This window comes from Burkholderia sp. FERM BP-3421 (assembly GCF_028657905.1).
In the GTDB taxonomy this organism is placed as follows: Bacteria; Pseudomonadota; Gammaproteobacteria; order Burkholderiales; family Burkholderiaceae; genus Burkholderia.
Genome location: NZ_CP117782.1, coordinates 179,090 through 201,496, shown reverse-complemented (window position 1 = coordinate 201,496; position 22,407 = coordinate 179,090). Strand labels below are relative to the sequence as shown.

Annotated in this window: 18 protein-coding genes, 1 tRNA gene and 1 riboswitch; of the genes, 15 read left to right on the top strand and 4 right to left on the bottom strand. The window is 66.8% G+C overall.

What is annotated here, in order from left to right:
• Positions 1-15: 15 nt before the first annotated feature.
• The 4 genes from Bsp3421_RS17090 (at position 16) to Bsp3421_RS17075 (ending at position 4,760) form a co-directional block, all read left to right on the top strand.
• Positions 16-1,041 carry an adenosine deaminase gene (locus tag Bsp3421_RS17090; RefSeq protein WP_274001813.1) on the top strand — a complete coding sequence of 342 codons (1,026 nt, stop codon included), beginning with the start codon at positions 16-18 and terminating at the stop codon, positions 1,039-1,041.
• 97 nt (positions 1,042-1,138) lie between these two features.
• The gene (locus tag Bsp3421_RS17085; RefSeq protein WP_274001811.1) at positions 1,139-2,515 is read left to right on the top strand and encodes an NCS2 family permease; all 1,377 of its coding nucleotides are present in this window, start codon (positions 1,139-1,141) and stop codon (positions 2,513-2,515) included.
• Positions 2,516-2,534: 19 nt separating this feature from the next.
• Complete coding sequence (gene guaD / locus Bsp3421_RS17080; RefSeq protein WP_274001810.1) at positions 2,535-3,899, top strand: guanine deaminase; 1,365 nt, start codon at positions 2,535-2,537, stop codon at positions 3,897-3,899.
• 67 nt (positions 3,900-3,966) lie between these two features.
• Positions 3,967-4,095: riboswitch (yybP-ykoY riboswitch) on the top strand.
• A 92-nt stretch (positions 4,096-4,187) separates the two neighbouring features.
• Complete coding sequence (locus tag Bsp3421_RS17075; RefSeq protein ID WP_274001809.1) at positions 4,188-4,760, top strand: TMEM165/GDT1 family protein; 573 nt, start codon at positions 4,188-4,190, stop codon at positions 4,758-4,760.
• Between the two features lie 43 nt (positions 4,761-4,803).
• Here the strand turns inward: Bsp3421_RS17075 and Bsp3421_RS17070 are convergent, their stop codons facing one another.
• A complete protein-coding gene (locus tag Bsp3421_RS17070; protein WP_274001808.1) occupies positions 4,804-5,514 on the bottom strand; it encodes a DUF4136 domain-containing protein in 711 nt (236 codons plus the stop codon).
• Positions 5,515-5,726: 212 nt separating this feature from the next.
• Here Bsp3421_RS17070 and pepN point away from each other — a divergent pair, with 212 nt between their 5' ends.
• Positions 5,727-8,429, top strand: a complete 2,703-nt coding sequence (gene pepN, locus Bsp3421_RS17065) for an aminopeptidase N (RefSeq protein WP_274001806.1) — start codon at positions 5,727-5,729, stop codon at positions 8,427-8,429.
• 77 nt (positions 8,430-8,506) lie between these two features.
• Here the strand turns inward: pepN and metE are convergent, their stop codons facing one another.
• Positions 8,507-10,810, bottom strand: a complete 2,304-nt coding sequence (metE, locus tag Bsp3421_RS17060; RefSeq protein WP_274001804.1) for a 5-methyltetrahydropteroyltriglutamate--homocysteine S-methyltransferase — start codon at positions 10,808-10,810, stop codon at positions 8,507-8,509.
• Positions 10,811-10,921: 111 nt separating this feature from the next.
• Here metE and Bsp3421_RS17055 point away from each other — a divergent pair, with 111 nt between their 5' ends.
• The 8 genes from Bsp3421_RS17055 to Bsp3421_RS17020 all read left to right on the top strand — a co-directional run bounded on the left by Bsp3421_RS17055 (position 10,922) and on the right by Bsp3421_RS17020 (position 18,568).
• Positions 10,922-11,854, top strand: a complete 933-nt coding sequence (locus tag Bsp3421_RS17055) for a LysR family transcriptional regulator (RefSeq protein ID WP_274001803.1) — start codon at positions 10,922-10,924, stop codon at positions 11,852-11,854.
• A 99-nt stretch (positions 11,855-11,953) separates the two neighbouring features.
• Positions 11,954-12,967, top strand: coding sequence for a class 1 fructose-bisphosphatase (locus Bsp3421_RS17050; RefSeq protein ID WP_274001801.1), 1,014 nt, complete (start codon positions 11,954-11,956; stop codon positions 12,965-12,967).
• Between the two features lie 251 nt (positions 12,968-13,218).
• Positions 13,219-13,294: transfer RNA gene (locus tag Bsp3421_RS17045), tRNA-Thr, on the top strand.
• A gap of 617 nt (positions 13,295-13,911) precedes the next feature.
• On the top strand, positions 13,912-14,151 hold the full coding sequence (locus Bsp3421_RS17040) for a hypothetical protein (protein WP_274001799.1): 240 nt from the start codon (positions 13,912-13,914) through the stop codon (positions 14,149-14,151).
• A 626-nt stretch (positions 14,152-14,777) separates the two neighbouring features.
• Entirely contained in the window at positions 14,778-16,097 is a 1,320-nt protein-coding gene (locus Bsp3421_RS17035; RefSeq protein ID WP_274001796.1) for a glycosyl hydrolase, read from the top strand.
• A gap of 300 nt (positions 16,098-16,397) precedes the next feature.
• Positions 16,398-16,652, top strand: coding sequence for a GlsB/YeaQ/YmgE family stress response membrane protein (locus Bsp3421_RS17030; RefSeq protein WP_252983910.1), 255 nt, complete (start codon positions 16,398-16,400; stop codon positions 16,650-16,652).
• A 943-nt stretch (positions 16,653-17,595) separates the two neighbouring features.
• Entirely contained in the window at positions 17,596-17,742 is a 147-nt protein-coding gene (locus tag Bsp3421_RS17025; protein WP_252983905.1) for a hypothetical protein, read from the top strand.
• 232 nt (positions 17,743-17,974) lie between these two features.
• Complete coding sequence (locus Bsp3421_RS17020) at positions 17,975-18,568, top strand: chorismate mutase (protein WP_274001793.1); 594 nt, start codon at positions 17,975-17,977, stop codon at positions 18,566-18,568.
• A gap of 7 nt (positions 18,569-18,575) precedes the next feature.
• On the opposite strand, the gene Bsp3421_RS17015 is transcribed toward Bsp3421_RS17020, so the two are convergent.
• Both Bsp3421_RS17015 and Bsp3421_RS17010 read right to left on the bottom strand, forming a co-directional pair.
• On the bottom strand, positions 18,576-19,706 hold the full coding sequence (locus Bsp3421_RS17015) for an exonuclease domain-containing protein (protein ID WP_274001792.1): 1,131 nt from the start codon (positions 19,704-19,706) through the stop codon (positions 18,576-18,578).
• Positions 19,707-19,847: 141 nt separating this feature from the next.
• A complete protein-coding gene (locus Bsp3421_RS17010) occupies positions 19,848-20,051 on the bottom strand; it encodes a cold-shock protein (RefSeq protein WP_252987407.1) in 204 nt (67 codons plus the stop codon).
• A 407-nt stretch (positions 20,052-20,458) separates the two neighbouring features.
• Between Bsp3421_RS17010 and Bsp3421_RS17005 the strand changes: the two genes are divergently transcribed.
• Positions 20,459-20,722, top strand: a complete 264-nt coding sequence (locus tag Bsp3421_RS17005; RefSeq protein WP_274001788.1) for a hypothetical protein — start codon at positions 20,459-20,461, stop codon at positions 20,720-20,722.
• Positions 20,723-21,233: 511 nt separating this feature from the next.
• The gene (locus Bsp3421_RS17000; RefSeq protein WP_274001787.1) at positions 21,234-22,385 is read left to right on the top strand and encodes a porin; all 1,152 of its coding nucleotides are present in this window, start codon (positions 21,234-21,236) and stop codon (positions 22,383-22,385) included.
• The last annotated feature ends 22 nt before the right edge of the window (positions 22,386-22,407 follow it).

Here is a 22,407-nt window from a genome sequence, read left to right as displayed (position 1 = left end):
AACAGACACATCATCATGACGCCGACTTTCAAGGACAAGATCGCCCGTGCACCGAAATCCGAGCTGCACATCCACATCGAAGGTTCGCTCGAACCCGAGCTGATCTTCGCGCTCGCGCAGCGCAACGGCGTGAAGCTCGCGTACGACTCGATCGACGCGCTGCGCGCGGCCTATGCGTTCACCGACCTGCAATCGTTCCTCGACATCTACTACGCGGGCGCGAGCGTGCTGCTCACCGAGCAGGACTTCCACGACATGACGGCGGCGTACGTCGAGCGCGCGCTCGCCGACAACCTCACGCATACCGAGCTGTTCTTCGATCCGCAGACCCACACCGCGCGCGGCGTGCCGATCGCGACCGTCGTGGCCGGCATCGAGCGCGCGCTCGCGGCGGCCGAGGCGCGCGGCCTGTCGAGCCGGCTGATCCTGTGCTTCCTGCGCCACCTGTCCGAGGAAGACGCGCTCGCCACCTTCGAGGAAGCGCTGCCGCTGTTCGAGCAATACCAGCATCGGCTCGTCGGCGTCGGGCTCGATTCGTCGGAGCGCGGCAATCCGCCGTCGAAGTTCGAGCGCGTGTTCGCGAAGGCGCGCGCGCTCGGCCTGAAGCTCGTCGCGCACGCGGGCGAGGAAGGCCCGCCCGCCTACGTGTACGAGGCGCTCGACCTGCTCAAGGTGGACCGCATCGATCACGGCGTGCGCAGCATCGAGGATCCCGCGCTGGTCGAGCGGCTCGCCGCGTCGCGCATGGCGCTGACCGTGTGCCCGCTGTCGAACCTGAAGCTGTGCGTGTTCGACGACATGGCGAAGCACACGCTGAAGGACCTGCTCGCGCGCAACGTGGCCGTGACCATCAATTCCGACGATCCGGCCTACTTCGGCGGCTACGTCAACGACAACTTCTTCGCGACGGTCGAAGCGCTGCAGCTCGATGATCAGGCGGTCTACACGATCATCCGCAACGGCTTCGACGCCTCGTTCGTGAGCCCCGAGCAGCGGGCCGCGCTGATCGCGCAGCTCGACGCCTACTGGCACGCGGCCTGATCCCGCCCCGGACCGCGCCCGTGCCTCGCCGTTCGCCCCCACCCCCACGTGCCCATCACCGTCCCCATGACAACAGACACTGAGGAGAGCTGCACCAATGGACATCTATGACGGCACCCGCGCGCCGGCCTCCGGCTCGGCGCTCGACCGCTACTTCGGCATCCGCGCGGCGGGCTCGCGCCTGCGCACCGAGATCGTCGCGGGCATCACGACCTTCCTGACCGCGATGTACATCATCGTGGTCAATCCCGGCATCCTGTCGCAGGCCGGCGTGCCGTTCGCGGCGGCGCTCACCGCCACGGTGATCGTGAGCTTCCTCGGCAGCTGCGCGATGGGGCTGTACGCGCGCAACCCGGTGCTGGTCGCGCCCGGCATGGGGATGAACGCCCTCTTCGCGTTCGTGATGGTGCACGGCGGCAAGATGCCGTGGCAGACCGCGCTCGGCTGCGTGTTCTGGGCCGGCGTGATCTTCGCGACGCTGGCCGCGTTCAACGCGCGCAAGCTCGTCGTCGACGCGATTCCGGCCAACCTGCGGCACGCGGTGTCGTGCGGGATCGGCCTGTTCATCAGCCTGATCGGGCTCGTCAACGCGAAGTTCATCATCGGCGACCCGGTGACGATCGTCCACTCGGCCTCGCTCAACCCCGTGATCGTCACCTTCCTCGTGGGGCTCGCGATCACGACCGTGCTGGTGGTGCGCCGCGTGACCGGCGCGCTGATGATCGGCATCGTGGCGACGACGCTGCTCGCGATCCCGATCGGCCGCGTCTGGGGCGACGGCAGCGCCTACTGGCCCGCCGCCATCGCGACGCCGACGCTCGTCAACTGGAACGGCCTGTTCGCCGCGCCGGACTTCTCCGCGATCGGCCAGCTCGACCTGCTCGGCGCGCTCAAGGTGATCTACTGGCCGTTCATCTTCGTGATGCTGTTCACCGCGTTCTTCGACGCGTTGTCGACCTTCATGGCGATCTCCGAAGCCGGCAACCTGCTCGACGAGCACGGCAATCCGCGCAACATCCGCCAGTCGATGATGGTCGACGCGTTCTCGGCGCTCGTCTCCGCGCCGCTCGGCACGAGCCCGGCGAACGCCTACATCGAATCGGCCGCGGGCATCTCGGCGGGCGGCCGCACGGGCCTCGTCGCGGTGGTCGCGGGGCTGTGCTTCCTGCCGTTCCTGTTCCTGTCGCCGCTGCTGTCGCTGGTGCCCGCGATCGCGACCGCGCCCGCGCTGATCCTGGTCGGCGTGTTCATGATGGAGTCGATCACCAAGATCGAGTGGCACCGCTTCGACGAGGCGATCCCCGCGTTCCTCGCGATGATCCTGATCCCGCTCACCTACTCGATCACCGACGGCATCGCCTACGGCTTCCTCGCGTTCGTCGTGCTGAAGCTGTGCACCGGCCATCGCCGCGACATCAAGCCGGCGATGTGGGTGGTCGCGGCGCTGTCCGCGCTGCTGCTCACGCAGCTCTGACCCGCGCGAGGCTCCCATCATGACGCAATCCGCTTTCCGCGCGCGGCTCCTGACCTTCACCGGCGACCCCGCGCAGGACGCCGACGCGGTCCGCTTCGAAGAGGACGGGCTGCTGCTCGTCGAGCACGGCCGGGTGGTCGCCGCGGGCGCCTACGCGGCGCTCGCCGGCCGGCTCGCGCCCGACGCGCAGTTGACCGAGCTGCGCGACCGGCTGATCGTGCCGGGCTTCATCGACACGCACATCCACTACCCGCAGACCGACATGATCGCGTCGCCTGCGCCCGGGCTGCTGCCGTGGCTCGACACCTACACGTTCCCGACCGAGCGGCGCTTCGAGGACCCCGTCCACGCGCGCGACGTCGCCGAATTCTTCGTCGACGAACTGCTCGCGTGCGGCACCACGACCGCGCTCGTGTACTGCACGGTGCATCCGCAGTCGGCCGACGCGCTGTTCGCCGCGAGCGACGCGCGCAACCTGCGGATGATCGCGGGCAAGGTGCTGATGGATCGCAACTGCCCGGCGTTCCTGCGCGACACCGCGCAATCGGGCTACGACGACAGCGCGGCGCTGATCGCGCGCTGGCATGGTCGCGGCCGGCAGATGTACGCGCTCACGCCGCGCTTCGCGCCGACCTCGACCGAGGCGCAGCTGGAAGCCTGCGGCGAGCTGGCGCGCCGGCACCCGGACGTGTTCGTGCAGAGCCACGTCGCCGAGAACGTCGACGAGGTGAAATGGGCGGCCGAGCTGTTTCCCGGCCACCGCAGCTACCTCGACATCTACGACCGCTACGGGCTGCTGCGCCGGCGCGCCGTGTACGGCCACTGCATCCACCTCGACGACGAGGACCGCCGCCGCATGGCCGAGACGGGCACCGTGGCCGCGCACTGCCCGACCTCGAACCTGTTCCTCGGCAGCGGCCTGTTCGACTTCGACCGGGCCGACGCGACCGGCATGCCGGTCACGCTCGCGACCGACGTCGGCGGCGGCACCGCGTTCTCGATGCTGCAGACGATGAACGAGGCGCACAAGATCGCGCGCCTGGGCGGCCATCATCTGACGGCGACCCGGATGTTCTGGCTCGCGACCGCCGGCGCGGCGCGCGCGCTCGACCTCGACGCGCAGGTCGGCACGCTCGCGCCGGGCGCGGAAGCGGACTTCGTGGTGCTCGATCCGGCCGCGACCCCGCTCCTCGCGCGCCGCAGCGCGCGCGCCGAATCGCTCGAGGAGCTGCTGTTCGCGCTCGCGCTGCTCGGCGACGATCGCGCGGTGGCGTTCACCTACGCGGCCGGCCGCTGCGTGCACCGGCGCGACGACGCGCGCGGCCCGGCCGGTCGCGGCCCGGCCGGTCGCGGCCCGGCCGGTCGCCCAGCCGGCGCGCACTGACCCGCGCCTGCCCCGCCCGGCGCTGCCGGGCGGAACCTTTCCAACGCGAAAGGCAGCGTGCTAGAATCCGCTCCTCATTGGGGAGTAGCCGCTCCGCGCGATCACCGCCACCCAGGCGGGCCGCATCGCGACGGGGGCGTCCGTCAACAGACTTGGCCGTCGCGGCCATGGCGGACGCAGCAGACACTGTCAGCCTGGCGAGACCGATGGTCCTCTGCGCGCCGTACATGGGCCCGGCGCGCGGCGGATCGTCGCTCGCACACACAACAGGCCCGAGGATGTCCCCACGTGAGTCAAGCCTTCCTGATCTCCACCGGCGCAGTCGCGCTTGCCGAAATCGGCGATAAAACCCAACTGCTGTCGCTCGTGCTGGCCGCGCGCTATCGCAAGCCGGTCCCGATCATCCTGGGCGTGCTGGCGGCGACCCTGATCAACCATGCATGCGCGGGCGCGCTCGGCGAGTGGCTCGGCGCCTACGTGACGCCGTCCGTGATGCGCTGGGCGCTCGCCGCGTCCTTCATCGGCATGGGTCTGTGGATCCTCGTGCCGGACAAGCTCGACGCCGACGAGGCCAATGCGAACCGCTCGAAGCTCGGCGTGTTCGGCGCGACCTTCGTCGCGTTCTTCCTCGCGGAAATGGGCGACAAGACACAGCTCGCGACGGTCGCGCTCGCGGCGCGCTTCCAGGATTACGTGGGGGTGGTGGCCGGAACGACGTTCGGCATGATGCTCGCGAACGTGCCGGCCATCGTGCTCGGCGACCGCTTCGCGCACCGTCTGCCGACCAAGGTGGTGCACGGCGTCGCCGCCGTGCTGTTCGTCGTGCTGGGCGCGCTCGCGCTGTTCGGCGTCGGCCTATAGGCGCGGCCGCCGCGCGCCGTACGGCGCGCGGCTTTCATCGGGTTTACTTGACCGTCGCGCCGGACGCCGCCGTGGGGGGCGCGGCGGCAGGCATGACCGAGCGTTCGTTGACGCCCGGGGCCGCCGGGCCGCCGCGCTTGTCGATCGGCAGCCGCACGGTATGCACGATGCCGTTGCCGAGCGGGAAATCGGCGAGCGCGGCGCGCGCCAGGTACGGCATGGCCCACAGCAGCGACGAGCCCTCGCCCGCGTTGCGCGCCGTCACGTTGTAGACCTCCTTGCCGGTGGCGCGCTCCGTGATGCGGAGGTCGAGCGTGCGGTCGAAGATCTGGTAGGTCTGGTTCACGTAGGCGGGCGGGTACGGGCCCCACGGACCGAACGGCCCCCACGGGCCGCCGCGCCAGTACGGCCCCGGCGCGAACCACGGATCGTAGTACACGGGCTGCGGCACCGTGACCCGGTCGCCCTTGATCGAGTAGGTCAGCCCGACCAGATAGCGGGCCTGCGGCTCCGGCACCTGCCGGAACGCATACAGCGACAGCTCGTTCGCGACCACCCGTTCATAGGTGGCCTGCTCGAGGCTGTTCTGCTGGTCCGCCGCGCGGGCGAACGCATAGGTGCGGGTGGCGTCGCTGCCGCTCCAGTCGGAGAACGCGGTGACCTGCGTGTTCACGTAGCTCGTGCAGCCCGCCAGCAGTGCGAGGCAGGCGACCGCCAGCCAGGTCGCGCCGCGGGTGATTCGATTGCGCTTCATGTTGATTCGTCCTCTTTATGCGTGGGCCGTGCATGCGGCATCGCGATCATACGATCGCCCGGCAGGCATTACCACGCCGATAATGCAAAGACCATGCGAGCCGGTAAAAAGTTCGTCCCGCGCGCCATCGCCAGGCTTTGTACAATGGCTGTTCGCCGCTTTGCGCCACGAGCGCGAAGGGGCCCTCATCCTCATCATCGCCCACGATCAACATGTCCGATACCGCCGCTACCTCCGCCGTGATCCGCCGCGCCGACTACACGCCGCCCGCGTTCCTGATCGACACCGTCTCGCTCGAATTCGACCTCGTCCCGGCCCGCACCGTGGTCCGGAACACGATGCGGGTGCGCCGCAATCCGGCCGCCGCGCCGGCGCCGCACCTGGAGCTGCGCGGCGAGGCGCTGGCCTTCATCGGCGCATGGCTCGACGGCGCGCCCCATGCGGCCGTGCGCGCGCACGAGCACGGCCTGACGGTCGAGAACCTGCCCGATGCGTTCGAGCTGACGCTCGAGAGCACCTGCGCGCCGGACCAGAACACGACGCTGTCAGGCCTCTACGTGTCGGGCGGCAATTTCTTCACGCAATGCGAGGCGGAGGGCTTCCGCCGCATCACCTACTTCCTCGATCGCCCCGACGTGATGGCCACCTACACCGTCACGCTGCGCGCCGACCGCGCCGCCTACCCGGTGCTGCTGTCGAACGGCAACCTGATCGAAGAAGGCGAGCTGCCCGACGGCCGCCACTACGCGAAATGGGAAGACCCGTTCCGCAAGCCGAGCTACCTGTTCGCGCTGGTCGCGGGCAAGCTGGTCGCGATCGAGGAGACGATCACGAGCGGCTCGGGCAAGGACAAGCTGCTGCAGGTGTGGGTCGAGCCGCACGATCTCGACAAGACCCGCCATGCGATGGATTCCCTGATCCATTCGATCCGCTGGGACGAGCGCCGCTTCGGGCTGGAACTCGATCTCGACCGCTTCATGATCGTCGCCGTCAGCGACTTCAACATGGGCGCGATGGAGAACAAGGGGCTCAACATCTTCAACACCAAGTACGTGCTCGCGAATCCGGAAACGGCCACCGACGTCGATTTCGCGAACATCGAATCGGTCGTCGGCCACGAGTACTTCCACAACTGGACCGGCAACCGCGTCACCTGCCGCGACTGGTTCCAGCTGAGCCTCAAGGAAGGCCTGACGGTATTCCGCGACCAGGAGTTCTCGGCCGACATGGCCGCGGGCGACGCCGACGATCCGGCCGCGCGCGCGGTGAAGCGCATCGAGGACGTGCGCGTGCTGCGCCAGCTCCAGTTCGCCGAGGACGCAGGCCCGATGGCGCACCCGGTGCGCCCCGAGAGCTACGTCGAGATCAACAACTTCTACACGATGACCGTCTACGAGAAAGGCTCGGAAGTCGTGCGGATGTACCAGACGCTGTTCGGCCGCGACGGCTTCCGGCGCGGGATGGATCTCTACTTCGCGCGCCACGACGGCCATGCGGTGACCTGCGACGACTTCCGTCACGCGATGGCCGACGCGAACCAGCGCGACCTCGCGCAGTTCGAGCGCTGGTACAGCCAGGCCGGCACGCCGCGCGTGACGGTCTCGACCGCCTACGACGCCGCCGCGCGCCGCTACACGCTCACCCTCAAGCAAGGCTACGGCGACGCCGCGCCGGCCGCCCGCGACACGCAGAAGGGTCCGCTGCCGATCCCGTTCGCGATCGGCCTGATCGGCCGCGACGGCCGCGACCTGCCGCTGCGGCTCGACGGCGAGGCCGCCGCGAGCGGCACGACGCGGGTCCTCGAATTCACGCAGGCCGAGCAGACCTTCACCTTCGTCGACGTCGCCGAAGCGCCGCTGCCGTCGCTGCTGCGCAACTTCTCGGCGCCGGTGATCGTCGAATACGACTACAGCGCCGAGCAGCTCGCGTTCCTGCTCGCGCACGACAGTGATCCGTTCAACCGCTGGGAAGCCGGCCAGCGGCTCGCGACGCGCGCGCTGCTCACGCTCGCCGAGCGCGCGGCCGCCGGCCAGCCGCTCGCGCTCGACGACGGCTTCGTCCCGGCCTTTCAGCGCGTGCTGACCGATGCGTCGCTGTCGCCCGCGTTCCGCGAGCTGGCGCTCACGCTGCCGTCGGAGGCCTACCTGGCCGATCAGATGCGCGAGGCGGACCCGGCCGCCGTGCATCGCGCCCGCCAGTTCGTGCGGCAGGCGCTCGCGAACGGCCTGCGCGCCACCTGGCTGCAGATCCACGCGGATCATCAAACGCCCGGCGCCTACGCGCCGACGCCCGAGGCGGCCGGCCGCCGCGGGCTCAAGAACCTCGCGCTGTCCTACCTGGCCGAGCTGGAAGACCCGGTCGACGCGACCCGGCTCGCCGGCGCGCAGTACGACGCGGCGAACAACATGACCGACCGCACCGGTGCGCTGGGCGCGCTGCTGCTGGCCGCGCCCGTCTCGACCGCCGCGGCGGCCGAGGCCGAACGCGCGCTCGCCGATTTCTACCAGCGCTTCGAACACGAGGCGCTCGTGATCGACAAGTGGTTCGCGATGCAGGCGGCGCGGCGCGGCACACCCGGCCAACCGACGCTCGACCTCGTTCGCAAGCTGTTCCAGCACCCGGCCTTCAATCTGAAGAACCCGAATCGCGCACGCTCGCTGGTGTTCGGCTTCTGTTCGGCGAATCCGTCGCAGTTCCACGCGGCGGACGGCTCCGGCTATGCGTTCTGGGCCGAGCAGGTGCTCGCGCTCGATGCGATCAATCCGCAGGTCGCCGCCCGCCTCGCGCGCGCGCTCGAACTGTGGCGCCGCTTCACGCCGGCGCTGCGCGAGCAGATGAAGGTCGCGCTCGAGCGCGTGGCCGCCGGCGCGAAATCGCGCGACGTGCGCGAGATCATCGAGAAGGCGCTCGCCTGAGCCGTTTCGGGCCGCGGCCATGAAAAAACCGGCATCGCAGGCGATGCCGGTTTTTTTCTTGGCGGGTGCGCCGCGCGTCAGACCGTCGCGGCCACGCCCTCGCGCACACGCCGCGCGGCCGCGACCATCGCCGTCAACGCGGCATCCACCTGCGCCCACTCGCGCGCCCTGAGGCCGCAGTCGGGATTCACCCACAGACGTTCCGCCGGAATCCGTTCGAGCGCGCGCGTGAGCGCGCCCGCGATCTCGTCGACGCCCGGCACGCGCGGCGCATGGATGTCGTAGACGCCGGGGCCGATCTCGTTGGGATACGCGAACCCGTCGAATGCATCGAGCAGGCCCTGGTTCGCGCGGCTCGTCTCGATCGAGATCACGTCCGCATCGAGCGCGGCGATCGTCGGCAGGATGTCGCCGAACGCGGCGTGGCACATGTGCGTGTGGATCTGGGTCGCGGCGCCCACTCCCGATGACGCGACCCGGAACGCGCGCACCGCCCATTCGAGATACGCCGCGCGCTCGCGCGCCTTGAGCGGCATCCCGTCGCGCAGCGCCGGCTCGTCGATCTGGATCATGCCGATCCCGGCTTTCTCCAGGTCGATCGTCTCCTGCCGCAACGCGAGCGCGATCTGCAACGCGGTCACCGCGCGCGGCTGGTCGTCGCGCACGAACGAACCCTGCAGCATCGTCACCGGGCCCGTCAGCATGCCCTTCACGGGCTTGTCGGTCAGGCTCTGCGCATACTGCGCCCAGCCCACCGTGATCGGCTCCGGCAGATAGACGTCGCCGTAGATCAGCGCCGGCTTCACGCACTGCGCGCCGTCGTGCTGCACCCAGCCCGCGCGCGTGAGCGCGAAGCCCCACAGCTGCTCGCTGAAATACTCGACCATGTCGCTGCGCTCCGCCTCGCCGTGCACCAGCACGTCGAGGCCATAGGCGAGCTGCTTGTCGATCGCGACCTTCACCTGGTCGCGCATCGCTTCCAGATAGCCGAGATGATCGAGCGCGCCCGCTGCGAACGCGGTGCGCGCCGTGCGGATCTCGTCGGTCTGCGGAAACGAGCCGACCGTCGTGGTCGGCAACAGCGGCAATTGAAAGCGCGCGCGCTGCAGCGCCGCGCGCGCCGGATAGGCGGCGCTGCGCTGCGCGTCGGCGTCGGTCAGGCTCGCCACGCGACGCTGGACCAGCGGATTGTGAATCCGCGCCGAGGTCCGGCGCGACGCCAGCGCGGCCGCCGCCGCGTCGAACTCGGCCGCCATCGCCCGCCGCCCGTGCACGAGCGCGTCGCGCAGCACCGCGACTTCGCGGGTCTTCTGCGCCGCGAACGCGAGCCAGGATTTCAGTTCGTCGTCGAGCCGCGCCTCGCCGCGCAGGTCGACCGGGACGTGCTGCAACGCGCAGCTCGTCGCGATCCACAGGCGTTCGCCGAGCCGCTCGCGCACCGGCGCGAGCCGCGCCAGCGAACGCTCGAGGTCGTGCCGCCAGACGTTGCGGCCGTCGACGATCCCGCACGACAGCACCTTGTCCGCCGGATAATCGGCCGCGAATGCGTCGAGCGACGTAGCGACGCCCGACGTAGCGACGCCGGCACAATCGACATGCAGCCCCGCGACGGGCAGCGACTTCAGCAACGCGGCATGCTCGCTCACGTCACCGAAGTACGTGCTCAGCAACAGCCGCGGTGCATGCGGCGCGAGCGTCTGATAGGCCGCGGGCACCGCGTCGCGCCACGCCGCGGGCAGATCGGCTGCGAACAAGGGCTCGTCGATCTGCACCCACTCGACCCCGTCCGCCTTCAGACGCGCGAGCAGCGCCTGATACGCAGGCAGCAGGCGCGGCAACAGCGCCAGACGGTCGGCCAGCCCCTCGCCTTCGCGGCCGAGCCAGAGCAGCGTCAGCGGGCCGATCAGCGCGACCTTCACGGGATGCCCGAGCGCGCGCGCCTCGCGCAGTTCGTCGAACAACCAGTCGACACCCGTGCCGAATTGCGTCTGCGGGCCGTACTCGGGCACCCGGTAACGGCTGTTGGTATCGAACCAGGCAGCCGAATCCATCGCGGGCTGCGCAGCGTCGCCGCGCGCCGCCGCGAAATAATCGGCGAGCGTCAGCGCGCGCGGATCGAAGCCGAAGCGCGCCGGCAGGCCGCCGAGGTACGCGAGCGTCGTCAGCACGGGGTCGTACCACGCGAAATCGCCGACCGTCACCCAGTCCAGCCCGGCGTCGCGCTGCACGCGCCAGTGCGCGGCGCGCAATGCGCGCCCCGTCTCCCGCAACGCCCGTTCCGCGTCCGCGGACTGCCCCGCCTGCCAGTAGCGCTCGAGCGCGTCCGGCAACTCCCGCTGCGCGCCAATGCGCGGAAAGCCCAATACGTGCGCCGTGCTCATCGGATCCTCCTGTTTCGAACCGGCGATCAGTATCGGATTTGCCTTATCATTACTCAAACGAAAGTTTTTTCAGATCAAAATGAATATTTTTCAACATCACGGCCGCGCACGATGATCCGCTCCCCTCTCGAACTTCGCCACCTGCAAACCCTGGCGGCGCTGCGCGACACCGGCAGCCTGTCGCGCGCCGCGCAATGCCTGTGCGTCACGCAATCGGCGCTGTCGCACCAGCTGAAGGCGCTGGAAGCGCATTTCGGGCTGCCGCTGTTCATCCGCAAGTCCGCGCCGCTGACCTTCACGCCCGCCGGCAAGCGGCTGCTCGCGCTCGCCGAGGCCGTGGTGCCGGCGATCGAGGAGGCCGAGCGCGACGTCGCGCGGCTCGCGCAAGGCACGGGCGGCACGCTGCGGATCGCGGTCGAGTGCCACACCTGCTTCGATTGGCTGATGCCCGCGATGGATGCGTTCCGCCAGCGCTGGCCCGAGGTGGAACTCGACATCGTGTCGGGCTTCCACGCCGACCCGATCGGCCTGCTGCACCAGGATCGCGCCGATCTCGCGATCGTCGCCGAGGCCGATGCGAGCGAGGCCGTGGTCTACCACCCGCTGTTCCGCTTCCAGATCGTCGGCCTGATCGCCAACGATCACACGCTCGCGTGCCGCGACGCGCTGGAGGCCGACGATTTCCGCGCCGAGACGCTGATCACCTACCCGGTGCCCGACGACATGCTCGACATCATGCGCCAGGTACTCAAGCCGGCCGGCATCGAGCCCAGGCGGCGCACCTCGGAGTTGACCGTCGCGATCCTGCAGCTGGTCGCGAGCCGGCGCGGGGTCGCGGCGCTGCCGCTGTGGGCGGTCGCGACCTACCTCGACAAGCATTACGTGAGCGCGCGCCCGGTGCATCGCGCCGACGGCACCCCTCTGTCGGGCGAGCTGTACGCGGCGACCCTGCCGGCGTTCGCGAGCCGTCCGTACGCGGCCGACTTCGTCGCGACGATGCGCGAGACCAGTGTGATCGCGCTGCCGGAAATCGAGCTGCTGTGAGCGCGCGAGGCCGCCCAGCACGCGAAAAACCGCGTGGCGGCGGGTGCGGCGGGTAAAATCGGGGCTGTTTACGCATTCTTCGCCTCCTGGAGCCTCGCCATGTCCATTACCCGACGCACCACGCTGTCCAAGTTCCTGATCGAACAGCAGCGTGCGACCAACAACCTTCCCGCCGACCTGCGCCTGTTGATCGAAGTGGTCGCGCGCGCCTGCAAGGCGATCAGCTACAACGTGTCGAAGGGCGCGCTCGGCGAGGCGCTGGGCACCGCCGGCAGCGAGAACGTCCAGGGCGAAGTCCAGAAGAAGCTCGACATCCTGTCGAACGAAATCCTGCTCGACGCCAACGAATGGGGCGGCAACCTCGCCGCGATGGCGTCGGAGGAAATGGAAACCTTCTTCCCGATCCCGGCCAACTACCCGCGCGGCGAATACCTGCTGGTGTTCGATCCGCTCGACGGCTCGTCGAACATCGACGTCAACGTCTCGATCGGCACGATCTTCTCGGTGCTGCGCTGCCCGGACGGCAAGCAGGCGACCGAGGAATCGTTCCTGCAGCCGGGCACGCGCCAGGTCGCGGCGGGCTACGCGGTGTACGGCCCGCAGACGGTGTTCGTGCTCACCACCGGCAACGGCGTCAACTGCTTCACGCTCGATCGCGAAGTGGGCTCTTGGGTGCTCACGCAGAGCAACATGCAGATCCCGGCCGACACCCGCGAATACGCGATCAACGCATCGAACGCGCGCCATTGGTACGAGCCGGTGAAGCGCTATGTCGATGAAGTGAACGCAGGCGCGGAAGGCCCGCGCGGCGAGAACTTCAACATGCGCTGGATCGCCTCGATGGTCGCCGACGTGCATCGGATCCTGAATCGCGGCGGCATCTTCATGTATCCCGCCGACAAGCGCACGCCGGATCGTCCGGGCAAGCTGCGTCTGATGTACGAGGCGAACCCGATGTCGTTCATCGTCGAGCAGGCGGGCGGCGCGGCCAGCACCGGCGCCGAACGGATTCTCGACGTGCAGCCGACCGGCCTGCACCAGCGCGTGTCGGTGATCCTCGGTTCGAAGAACGAAGTCGAGCGCGTCGTCCGCTATCACGAGGAAGCACGCTGACGTGCCCCACCACGATGCGCGGGAAATCGCGCATCGTGGGACGGCGGAATGTCCGGGCGATCGATCGTGTACGCGTCGGTCGCCGGATTTTTCGGGATATGTCCGGCCTTCCGGCCTGCACGCGCCATGCGTGCAGACGAAGAATCGCGCCAGATCAAAGAGTTAGCGAGAGTTGCCCGATGGGCATAAAAAATTTCGCAAAACCTATTGCCAAGCCCTTGGATATCACCCTATAATTTCATTTCTCTGTTGCCGGAGTAGCTCAGTCGGTAGAGCAGCGCATTCGTAATGCGAAGGTCGGTGGTTCGATTCCTCTCTCCGGCACCAACAGAATCCAAAAGGGGTACAACGTTCGCGTTGTACCCCTTTTCCGTTTGGGCGATTGCCCGCTCTCGTTTTCATTCACGCCGGCACGCCTGCCGCAAATCGCCGCGATGGCCCGTCGGTCGCATCGAATCCCGCTCACGTCGACGCCTGCGACAAGGAACCGCCACACGGCCTTCTTCGCATCCGAATTCAGTCGGCACGCCCCGTCCGGCATGCCGAGCGTGTGCGGGTGACGGACGCGAACTCATCGCGTGCGACTCGCCGTCATCGATTTGCGCGACCTTCCGAACGCATGGCCGCGAAACCTCGTGCATTGCGCTCTCTCTCGCTGCAACGCGGACGCGTCGCCGGCCCCGGTTTCCCGTGATCGCGAGAATTGCGTGTTGATCCGCGCCCCGATCTGCCCGCCGGCGCGGCAACGGCGCACCCCGATGACGCCGCCGCACACGACAAGCTGCATCGCGTTCCTTGTATGCGCGAGCCCCTGTCGCGATCGATGACGTCGTCGCTCATGATGCCCATGAAACCTCTTCAGACGTGTATGCAGGCATTCGTCGTCGCCCACGCGCTCACATGCCTGATCATGCAGAACTCACGGCGACCGACATGCCTCTGATATGGACGACGATGCACTGCGGGCGCTTTTGAAGCTTGCCGCTCACGACCGCGATCGCGCTCCCCCGGTCGAGGCGCTTGGGTGCGGATCGGAGAATGCACGCATATCGGCGTCGCTCGACGTCGCCACCCGCCTCGACCAAACAAGGCAGGCCGCGCGCACCCGAACACACGACCCCGACGCGGCCGACACCACCGCAGCGCGCTGCGGCTTCATATTGGATGCCTCTGAACGGAATTGATCGACAGCCCCTCTCCGATGTTCGACCACCAGCCAGCCCACTCATCCGTCGCACGATCCACGCTTCACGGGCTCGCCATCACGCCAACCGCCCTCGACGATCAGATAATTTTTACACATGCAAAGTAAAAATTACATCGATTGAATTCGAATCGATTAGCGACAAAAACATCAATCCACGTTCGACCACAAAATAATTAATAAAAAAGAACGAATCATCGACTGATGTCCAATTCGCCCCTTCGAACACTCGCCAGAAACTGCTTAAATTGCCCGCGACGCACCCGCCCGCCATCACGCAACGGAGCGCACCGCGCCTCCCAAAGAGCTTTCGCGCAAGGCCGCACGCCCTGCACCATCTTGCCCGCCCCTCCAGCACGCGCAGCAGACTGCCCCAGCAACAGCACCACGCCTCCCAAAAAGCAACAAATCGTAATTGCGATTGTTTTTCAAAAAAATTTGCTTAGGAGTATAAATAATTCAGATTTTCAACTTTACATCGCTATAATCCCATTTTTTGAAATTAACGGGATCATGATGTCTCGCCTCTCCCCCACCCCGTCCATCCCACCACTCGTAGATTCCGCCGCCGATGCGCGCCATGCACGCCGCCGATTCCTTGCGGGGTTGCTGGCCGGCGCCGGCTCGCTGACCCTCGCCGGATGCGGCGGCGGGGATGGCGGCGGTCCGGGCAACGCCGACGCGTCTGCCGGCACCGGCGGCGGAGCGACATCCGGCGGCGGCGGTACATCGACGCCCACGGAATCGGCCTCCGGCACGACCACCCCGCCCGTCGCGACGTTGACCGACAGCGGCGGACAAAGCTGGCGAATCGCGAATGGCCGGGTTCTGAACAACGAGGTCGACACGCGCTTTCCGTCCACCGCGACACTGCTGCTCTACTGGAACCACACGGTCTACGCGGAGAACGCGAGCGCGCAATGGTGGGTCTATCAGTCGGGCAACTGGACCGCCGCGACCGATCCGCGCGCGACCCGGCCCGCGCCGGCCGCGCAGAAGCTGTTCTACGGCATGAACGGCCACATGGGGTGGGCCGAGTCGATCTATGCCAGCATGCCCGCCGCGCAGCAATTGCAGGCGCTGAAGGACCTCGGCGTGACCTGCTATCGCGCGGACGTCGCCAGCGCCGACATGGCGCGCACGCTCGCCGTCGCGCTGCACGGACCGTTCGCGAACAGCGGCGTCACGATCCTGCCATGCCTGAATCCCAGCGCCGCGCTGCAACAGACGATGTCCGAGACGGACGCCTACGCGGTCGGCTTCCGGCTCGCCGCCTCGGTCGCAGGCATACTGAAGGGGCTCGTCACGCACATCGAATGCGGCAACGAACTCGATGCCTACGGCCTCGTCACTGGCCTCGGGCCGTCACCCGCCGACTACAACCCCGCCTACTGGCCAGCATTCCGCGGCGCGATCCGCGGCATGATCGACGGCGTGCGCTCGGTCGACCCGACGATCCGCTGCGGCGTCGACGTCGGCGTGCCGCTCGCGTATGGCGCGCTGCAGATGCTGTGGAACGGCATCCAGCCCGACGGTTCCGCGAGCGGGCGCGGCGGCGCGACGCCGGTGCGCTGGGACGTGACGATGTACCACTGGTACGAGTCGTCCGGCGACATCGAACACGCGGGGCCGAGCGGCTCGCTCAACGTGCTGCGCATCCTCGCCGATTCGTTCGGAGTGCCAATTTGGCTGACCGAATGGGGCTTCAATGCCAATCTCGATACGCCGGCCCAACAAGCCGATTACGTGACGCGCGCACTGACCCAGTATTACACGGTCCGCTCGCAGTACAACCTGGAGTCGGTCATGCTCTATCAATTGATCGATCTATCCAACAACCTGTTCGGCCTCGTCGACACGAACGGCGTCACGAAAAAAACAGCCTACGCGGCATTCAAGAATTTCACCGCCGCTCATCCCGTCTGATCTGGCCTCGACCGCCTGCGCGCCGTCCGGCTTACCCGACCGGCGCGCAAAATTGATTCGTCATCCGAGCCATCCGCTTACATTTTCATTTCACACGGAGGTGGATTCCACGTACAAAAAACGGTTGGAAAATCGACCCAAGGATGCATAACATTACTTAACGATCCTGACCCGTCTATTGCTGCGCTTCTTGCAGTACATTGCGTGGGCGACGCTCCGGATCGGTGCGCCCGTTGTGTCGAGTACCGATCGACCACCAGCGTCGGTTCATTTGAAGAACTTCACAAGGAGAAGACCACCATGGCTCATGGCTTGATTATGTGGCTCATCATCGGCGCGATTGCCGGCTGGCTCGCCGGGCTGCTCGTCAAGGGCGGCGGATTCGGTTTGCTGGTCGACATCATCGTCGGCATCGTCGGCGCCATCATCGGCGGCTGGCTGGCCGGCCTGCTCGGCATCAGCATCGGCAGCGGCTTCATCGGTTCGATCATCGTCGCGGTGATCGGCGCCGTGATCCTGTTGTTCGTGATCCGTCTATTCAAGCGGGCCGCCTGACGGTCTTGCGCCCGGCGGCCGCTCCGGCCGCCGGGCCTGTTTCTCCCTCCATCGGCGCACGCCGGTCGGCAAGTCTTTCCCCGCTGTTCCCGTATCGATGCCTCCGGAAGCGCACATGCGCCCTACGCATCGCCGGCCAACGACGTGCGCGAGCGGCAACGGCTTGGGCCGGATAGCGTCGGCACGCGATTCACTCCCTTATCGACGCGCTTCGGTTCGATCCATGCGCAACGGCCGATCACCGCGCCGAGATCACCAATGCCGCCGCACCGCTCCCCGACTACGGCCCAGGCTTGCGCTCATGCGTGAGGATGTCGGCTCACGCACGATCGATTCGACCGCCGCCAGCGCTTCTTGCGAATCCGCACAATGGACAACCGACGGGCGTGCGGCTGTGCCGTCCGCCGCACGCCCCGCTGCCGGCGCCCATGATGGATAAATGTCCAGCCCATCGGCATACGGGGAGCCCCCACGCGATCGAGCCAAGCGGGCGCGGTAGACGGCGCCCGATGCGATTTGTGTGAACCAGCACGCGTACAAGAATCAATCCCCCGGTCACACTGCGGCCGAGGGCGAGATGCGCGCGGAAACCGAAACGGCGGAACGAGCGGATCCGATGTCATCCTGCGTCTGCAGCGCAGGGTCGCAGACGCCGCACGGCACGTCGACTCCGCGGCAGTACGCTCATGCGCACACCGTCGACGATGGGTGAAAACACGCGGAATCGCCGGACCGGACCGCCATCGCATCGCCCCCCATCACCACACGCAAGGAACGCGATGCGCGCGATGGCGTGCGATCCCGGAACCCTGTCCCGCTTCGCCCCTGGCATGCCGCGCCGCAGCATGTACGATTTTCGCAACAAAGCGGCGTCGAAACAATTCGACACTGGCGTCAGGCAAAGGCTGCGGCCGATAATCGATTTACCGCAAGGAGAATGATCATGGACGAAAAGCCAACGCGCATGCCGCCTCCCGAGAAAGTGATGAGCCCGGATCCGGAACCCGTGGCCGTCGAATTTCTCGCCGAACTGCCGGACCACGTTCGGGCCTTCTTCGACGAGCAGCACAAGCTGTACTCGCCGAAGTGACCGCTCGTTCGGATACGGCGCATTCCGGCCTGTGAACCGTCGCGCGAGCGCGAACGATTCCGTGCGGACTTCCGCCCTCCCGTCTCGGCAAGCCATATGCCACCTGGGCCGCACCGGCCAGCCGGGTGTGTTCGGCCGCGCCTGCTGATCTCCTGCCGCGCCGCAGCGCGGTATCTTCGCTTATCCTTCGGTTTTTAATCTCCCGGCCTCGCGCCGCACCGCCTGTCACCCGATGAAACCAACGACTCTCGCGCGCCTCACGGCCGCGTCGCTGGGCCTCGCCATGCTGGCCGCCCCGCACTTCGCGCGCGCCGACGGCGACGACACCGCGCTTACCAACCTCGTCGCGCTCGCGTCGCAGCGCCTTGCGCTGGCCGAGCCGGTGGCGCGCTGGAAGTGGGCAAACCACAAGCCGATCACGGATCCGCGCCGCGAGGCTGAATTGCTGGCCAGCGTCGAGCGACGCGCGGCGGCAAGCGGCATCGAGCCGGCCTATGCGCGTGCGTTCTTCGAGGATCAGATCGCCGCGAGCAAGATCGTGCAGGACGCCTTGTTCACGCAGTGGCGCGCCACTCGCGCGCCGGATGGCCCGGCGCCCGATCTCGCGACCCAGACGCGCCCGCAACTCGATCGCCTCACGCAAGCGCTGCTCGCCGGCCTCACGCGCGCCGCACCGCTGCGCGACGCGCCCGATTGCCCGTCGCGGCTCGCGCGCAGCATCGCAAACTGGAAAACGCTGACCCGCTACGATTCCGGGCAGTCCGTCGCGCTGGACACCGCGCTGTCGCACGTCTGCAGCGCAGGCAGCGCGAGCCGCGTCGGCTGACGCCGCCTCACGCGGCCGCGGGCGCGAGCGGCACCAGCTGCAGGCCGCGCGCCAGATGGGTCTGGAGGATCCGCTGGACCGCCGGCACAAAGGCGCCGTCGGCGCCCGCCGCCACGATCGCGGCGGCTTCCGCGATCGATCGCACCGCGCCCAGGTAGCGCCAGCGGTCGATCACGTGGAATCCGCTCACCGCGCCCTGCTCCTCGAACACGACCGGGCCGGTGAACGGCCAGGGCAGTTCGCCGGCCCGTCCACGCGCCTTCGCCTCGGTCGGCTTGCGGTTGAACTGAGGCGTCAATTCGGCAATCCAGGCCGCCTCCGCCAGCATCGCACCCAATTCGCCGGGCGTTTCGCGCCAGGCGACCCGGCGCACCTGCGCGGCGATGCGCAGTTCCTTCGCCGAGCGCCGCTCCCCCGTCAACAGCGACCGCAACCGCTGCCGGACCCGCACGCTGCGCGCGACATAGAGCGGCGCGTCGTCCTCGCCGAACAGCGCATAGGCGCCGTGTCCGGCGGGCGCGGACTCCAGCAGTTCCTCGGTCACGCTTCCCGCCAGCCGGTAATGACGCGTCGTGCGCGCGATCTGTTCGCGCAGCCGCTCGACCGGCACCTGATCGTGCAGGCGTCGCCAGAACTGCCAGATCAGGTCGGCGTCGGCGAGCGCACGGTGGCGTGCGCTGGGCACGAGCCCATGCCGTTCGATCAACGCGTCGAGCCCGTGGCGCGCATCGCGCGGAAACAGCGCGCGCGACAGGCGCACCGTGCACAACACGTCGGGATTGAAGGCGAGGCCCACGCGCTGGAATTCCGCGCGCAGGAAGCCGCGATCGAAGCTGGCGTTATGCGCGATGAACAGCTTGCCGTCGAGACGCTCGAACAGCGCGGGCGCGAGCGTGTCGAAGGTCGGCGCATCCCGCACCATCTCGTTGGTGATGCCGGTGAGCTGCTGGATGAACGGCGGAATGGATTGCAGCGGATTGACGAGCGTCGTCCAGGTGGACAGGGTGCCATCCGCGCCGACCTCGACAATGCCGATGTCGGTGATGCGGTGGTCGGCGGCGGAGCCGCCTGTCGTTTCCAGGTCGACGAACACGATCGGCGCGTCGGTCGCCGGGTGGAGCAATTGCGATTCGGACATGAGTAGCTAGAGACGGCGCTTCCTGTTTCGGTGCAGTATGCGCCGGATTCTGCGCGGCGCCAGCCGGCATTCTACCCGTCATGAAAACCAAAACCCCCGCCTGGGGCGGGGGCTCGCACGACCCTCATGCGCTTCCGGCGTTCAAAGCGCCTGGATATTCGCGGCCTGCTTGCCCTTGGGGCCGGTTTTTACTTCGAACGACACCCGCTGATTTTCCTTCAAGGTCTTGAAGCCATCCATCCGAATTTCGGAAAAATGTGCAAACAAATCCTCACCGCCATTGTCCGACGTAATAAAGCCGAAGCCCTTAGCATCGTTAAACCATTTCACGATACCGGTATCCATATTCCAAGTTCCCCACTAAATTTAAATAAATCGGGCTGCGCCCTTATGCCGTCACTAAAAATCCCTCATCCCCCACCCTCGTAACCGGAGGCAGAAAGCACCGAAGGCTTAGTGCTGCTTTTATAAATTGGAGCATCCAATTCAGTCAAGAAAATTTTTGATGACCGCTTATCTTAATTGACGCTAATACATCTGGAATCGGTACACTTCCTACAAAAGATTAATATTTTGCAACGACACCTGTCATTATTGCCGGGTGGGATTAGGAAATATCCGTTCGATCGCAAGTTCTACCTGCGAGAAGAAAAAGTCACATTGACTCAGTATTTATCCGCATTGTATTTCATAAAAACATTCGTCAAGCTGACTCGCGCCTGAACAGTGCCTGAATGGCTCGGGAGATTGTCATGCTGGATGGAATCCGACGCTTCGCTCATCGGCTCGGTTTTGCCCGCCGCAGGGTCGGACAAGATCGCACCCCGATTTCCTCCGACCTGCTCGATCCCGCCTTCGACACGAACTGGCACGGCGACCACTGGCAAAACCTGCTCGCCTCGCCGCTCGATGCTCGGCACTATGTGATGGAAGACTGGGCGCAGCCCGCGATGCCGCCCAGCGACGACACCGATGCAGCGCCGCCGGCACGTCGGCGTCGCTGGTATGAACAATAATCGGCGGGCAAAAAAAAGCGCGACCGGAAAGTCGCGCTGACAAAGGTTTGGAGATCTTTTCCGTCAACGAAAAAGTCTGCTTCGTAAAGCAGAGATTGCAGTATAGCGACTTGGCATGGCTTCATCAGCCATGCTCCGCACAAACCTCTATTGCCAAAGTGTCAATAATCACACGATTGGACGACGCTTGACCGGCCCCCTCCTTTGTCGCCAACGCGCAACGCGGTAATCGATTCGTAACCCTGAAAATCCCCTCCGAATTGCGAGCCGGCCTTGCCCGGCAAGGCTTTCGGCCGAGTCCGAAATCATTGCGTGAACTTAAATTAATTATTGCTTAATCTGGAATCAGCGGACGCGGACCTCGCTCTCTACACTCAAGTCGCTTGGAACGGGCGTCGTGGCGCCCGATGCATTTCCCTCCGGGGCGCCCCCCTCTCGCAGCGCCGCCCCGGAGGCGCCCAACAATGCGGGCCAGAGCGTCATCCATCCTGTACCGAACGGAGATAGATCAATGAAAAAGACTCTCATCGTGGCAGCCCTTTCCAGCGTCTTCGCGAGCGCGGCGTACGCGCAAAGCAGCGTCACCTTGTACGGCCTGATCGATGCCGGCATCACCTACGCGAACAACCAAGGTGGCCACAGCGCGTGGTCGGAAACGAGCGGCTCGGTGAACGGCAGCCGCTGGGGCCTGCGCGGCGCAGAGGATCTCGGCGGCGGCCTGAAGGCGATCTTCGTGCTGGAGAACGGCTTCGGCATCAACAACGGCACGCTCAAGCAAAACGGGCGCGAATTCGGCCGCCAGGCGTTCGTCGGCCTGTCGCATGACCAGTTCGGCGCGGTGACGCTGGGCCGCCAATACGACAGCGTCGTCGACTTCATCGGCCCGCTGTCGCTGACTGGCACGCAGTTCGGCGGCACTCAGTTCGCCCACCCGTTCGACAACGACAACCTGAACAATTCGTTCCGGATCAATAACGCGGTCAAGTACACCAGCGCCAACTACGGCGGCCTGAAACTCGGCGCGTTGTATGGCTTCTCGAACAGCACCCAGTTCTCGAACAATCGCGCCTACAGCGTCGGTGCGTCGTACAGCTACGCCGGCTTCAACATCGGCGCCGGCTACCTGCAGCTGAACAACAGCGTCACGGGCCTGACGGCTCCCGCGGTGAGCAATTCGGGCGGCGCGGTGGCGGGCGACAACACCTTCGTCGGCCAGCGTCAGCGCGTGTTCGGCGGCGGCATCAACTACACCTACGGTCCGGCGACGGCAGGCTTCGTGTTCACGCAGACCCGCGTGGATTCGGGTCTCGCCATCGGTTCCGGCGCGTCGGGCCTGTCGAACGGCGTGTCGCTCAACGGTTCGTTCGTCCGCTTCAACAACTATGAAGTGAATGCCCGCTATGCATTCACGCCGGCCTGGACGCTGGCCGGCTCGTACACCTACACCGCGGGCTTCCTCAACAACGGCCATCCGGGCTGGAACCAGTTCAACCTGCAGACCGCCTATGCGCTGTCCAAGCGGACCGACGTGTACCTGCAGGGCGAATACCAGAAGGTCAGCCCCGACGGCACGGGTCTCGGCGCCTACATCAACGGCATCGGCGGCGCGTCGTCGAGCGAGAAGCAGATCGCCGTCACGGCCGGCCTGCGCCACCGCTTCTGAGCGGGCAGCATACGCCGCAGTG

Coding starts and splice junctions, on each gene's coding strand:
- Bsp3421_RS17090 (WP_274001813.1), top strand. CDS start 16: ATGACGCCGACTTTCAAGGACAAGATCGCCCGTGCACCGAAATCCGAG.
- Bsp3421_RS17085 (WP_274001811.1), top strand. CDS start 1,139: ATGGACATCTATGACGGCACCCGCGCGCCGGCCTCCGGCTCGGCGCTC.
- guaD (WP_274001810.1), top strand. CDS start 2,535: ATGACGCAATCCGCTTTCCGCGCGCGGCTCCTGACCTTCACCGGCGAC.
- Bsp3421_RS17070 (WP_274001808.1), bottom strand. CDS start 5,514: ATGAAGCGCAATCGAATCACCCGCGGCGCGACCTGGCTGGCGGTCGCC.
- pepN (WP_274001806.1), top strand. CDS start 5,727: ATGTCCGATACCGCCGCTACCTCCGCCGTGATCCGCCGCGCCGACTAC.
- metE (WP_274001804.1), bottom strand. CDS start 10,810: ATGAGCACGGCGCACGTATTGGGCTTTCCGCGCATTGGCGCGCAGCGG.
- Bsp3421_RS17055 (WP_274001803.1), top strand. CDS start 10,922: ATGATCCGCTCCCCTCTCGAACTTCGCCACCTGCAAACCCTGGCGGCG.
- Bsp3421_RS17050 (WP_274001801.1), top strand. CDS start 11,954: ATGTCCATTACCCGACGCACCACGCTGTCCAAGTTCCTGATCGAACAG.
- Bsp3421_RS17040 (WP_274001799.1), top strand. CDS start 13,912: ATGGACGACGATGCACTGCGGGCGCTTTTGAAGCTTGCCGCTCACGAC.
- Bsp3421_RS17030 (WP_252983910.1), top strand. CDS start 16,398: ATGGCTCATGGCTTGATTATGTGGCTCATCATCGGCGCGATTGCCGGC.
- Bsp3421_RS17025 (WP_252983905.1), top strand. CDS start 17,596: ATGGACGAAAAGCCAACGCGCATGCCGCCTCCCGAGAAAGTGATGAGC.
- Bsp3421_RS17020 (WP_274001793.1), top strand. CDS start 17,975: ATGAAACCAACGACTCTCGCGCGCCTCACGGCCGCGTCGCTGGGCCTC.
- Bsp3421_RS17015 (WP_274001792.1), bottom strand. CDS start 19,706: ATGTCCGAATCGCAATTGCTCCACCCGGCGACCGACGCGCCGATCGTG.
- Bsp3421_RS17010 (WP_252987407.1), bottom strand. CDS start 20,051: ATGGATACCGGTATCGTGAAATGGTTTAACGATGCTAAGGGCTTCGGC.
- Bsp3421_RS17005 (WP_274001788.1), top strand. CDS start 20,459: ATGCTGGATGGAATCCGACGCTTCGCTCATCGGCTCGGTTTTGCCCGC.
- Bsp3421_RS17000 (WP_274001787.1), top strand. CDS start 21,234: ATGAAAAAGACTCTCATCGTGGCAGCCCTTTCCAGCGTCTTCGCGAGC.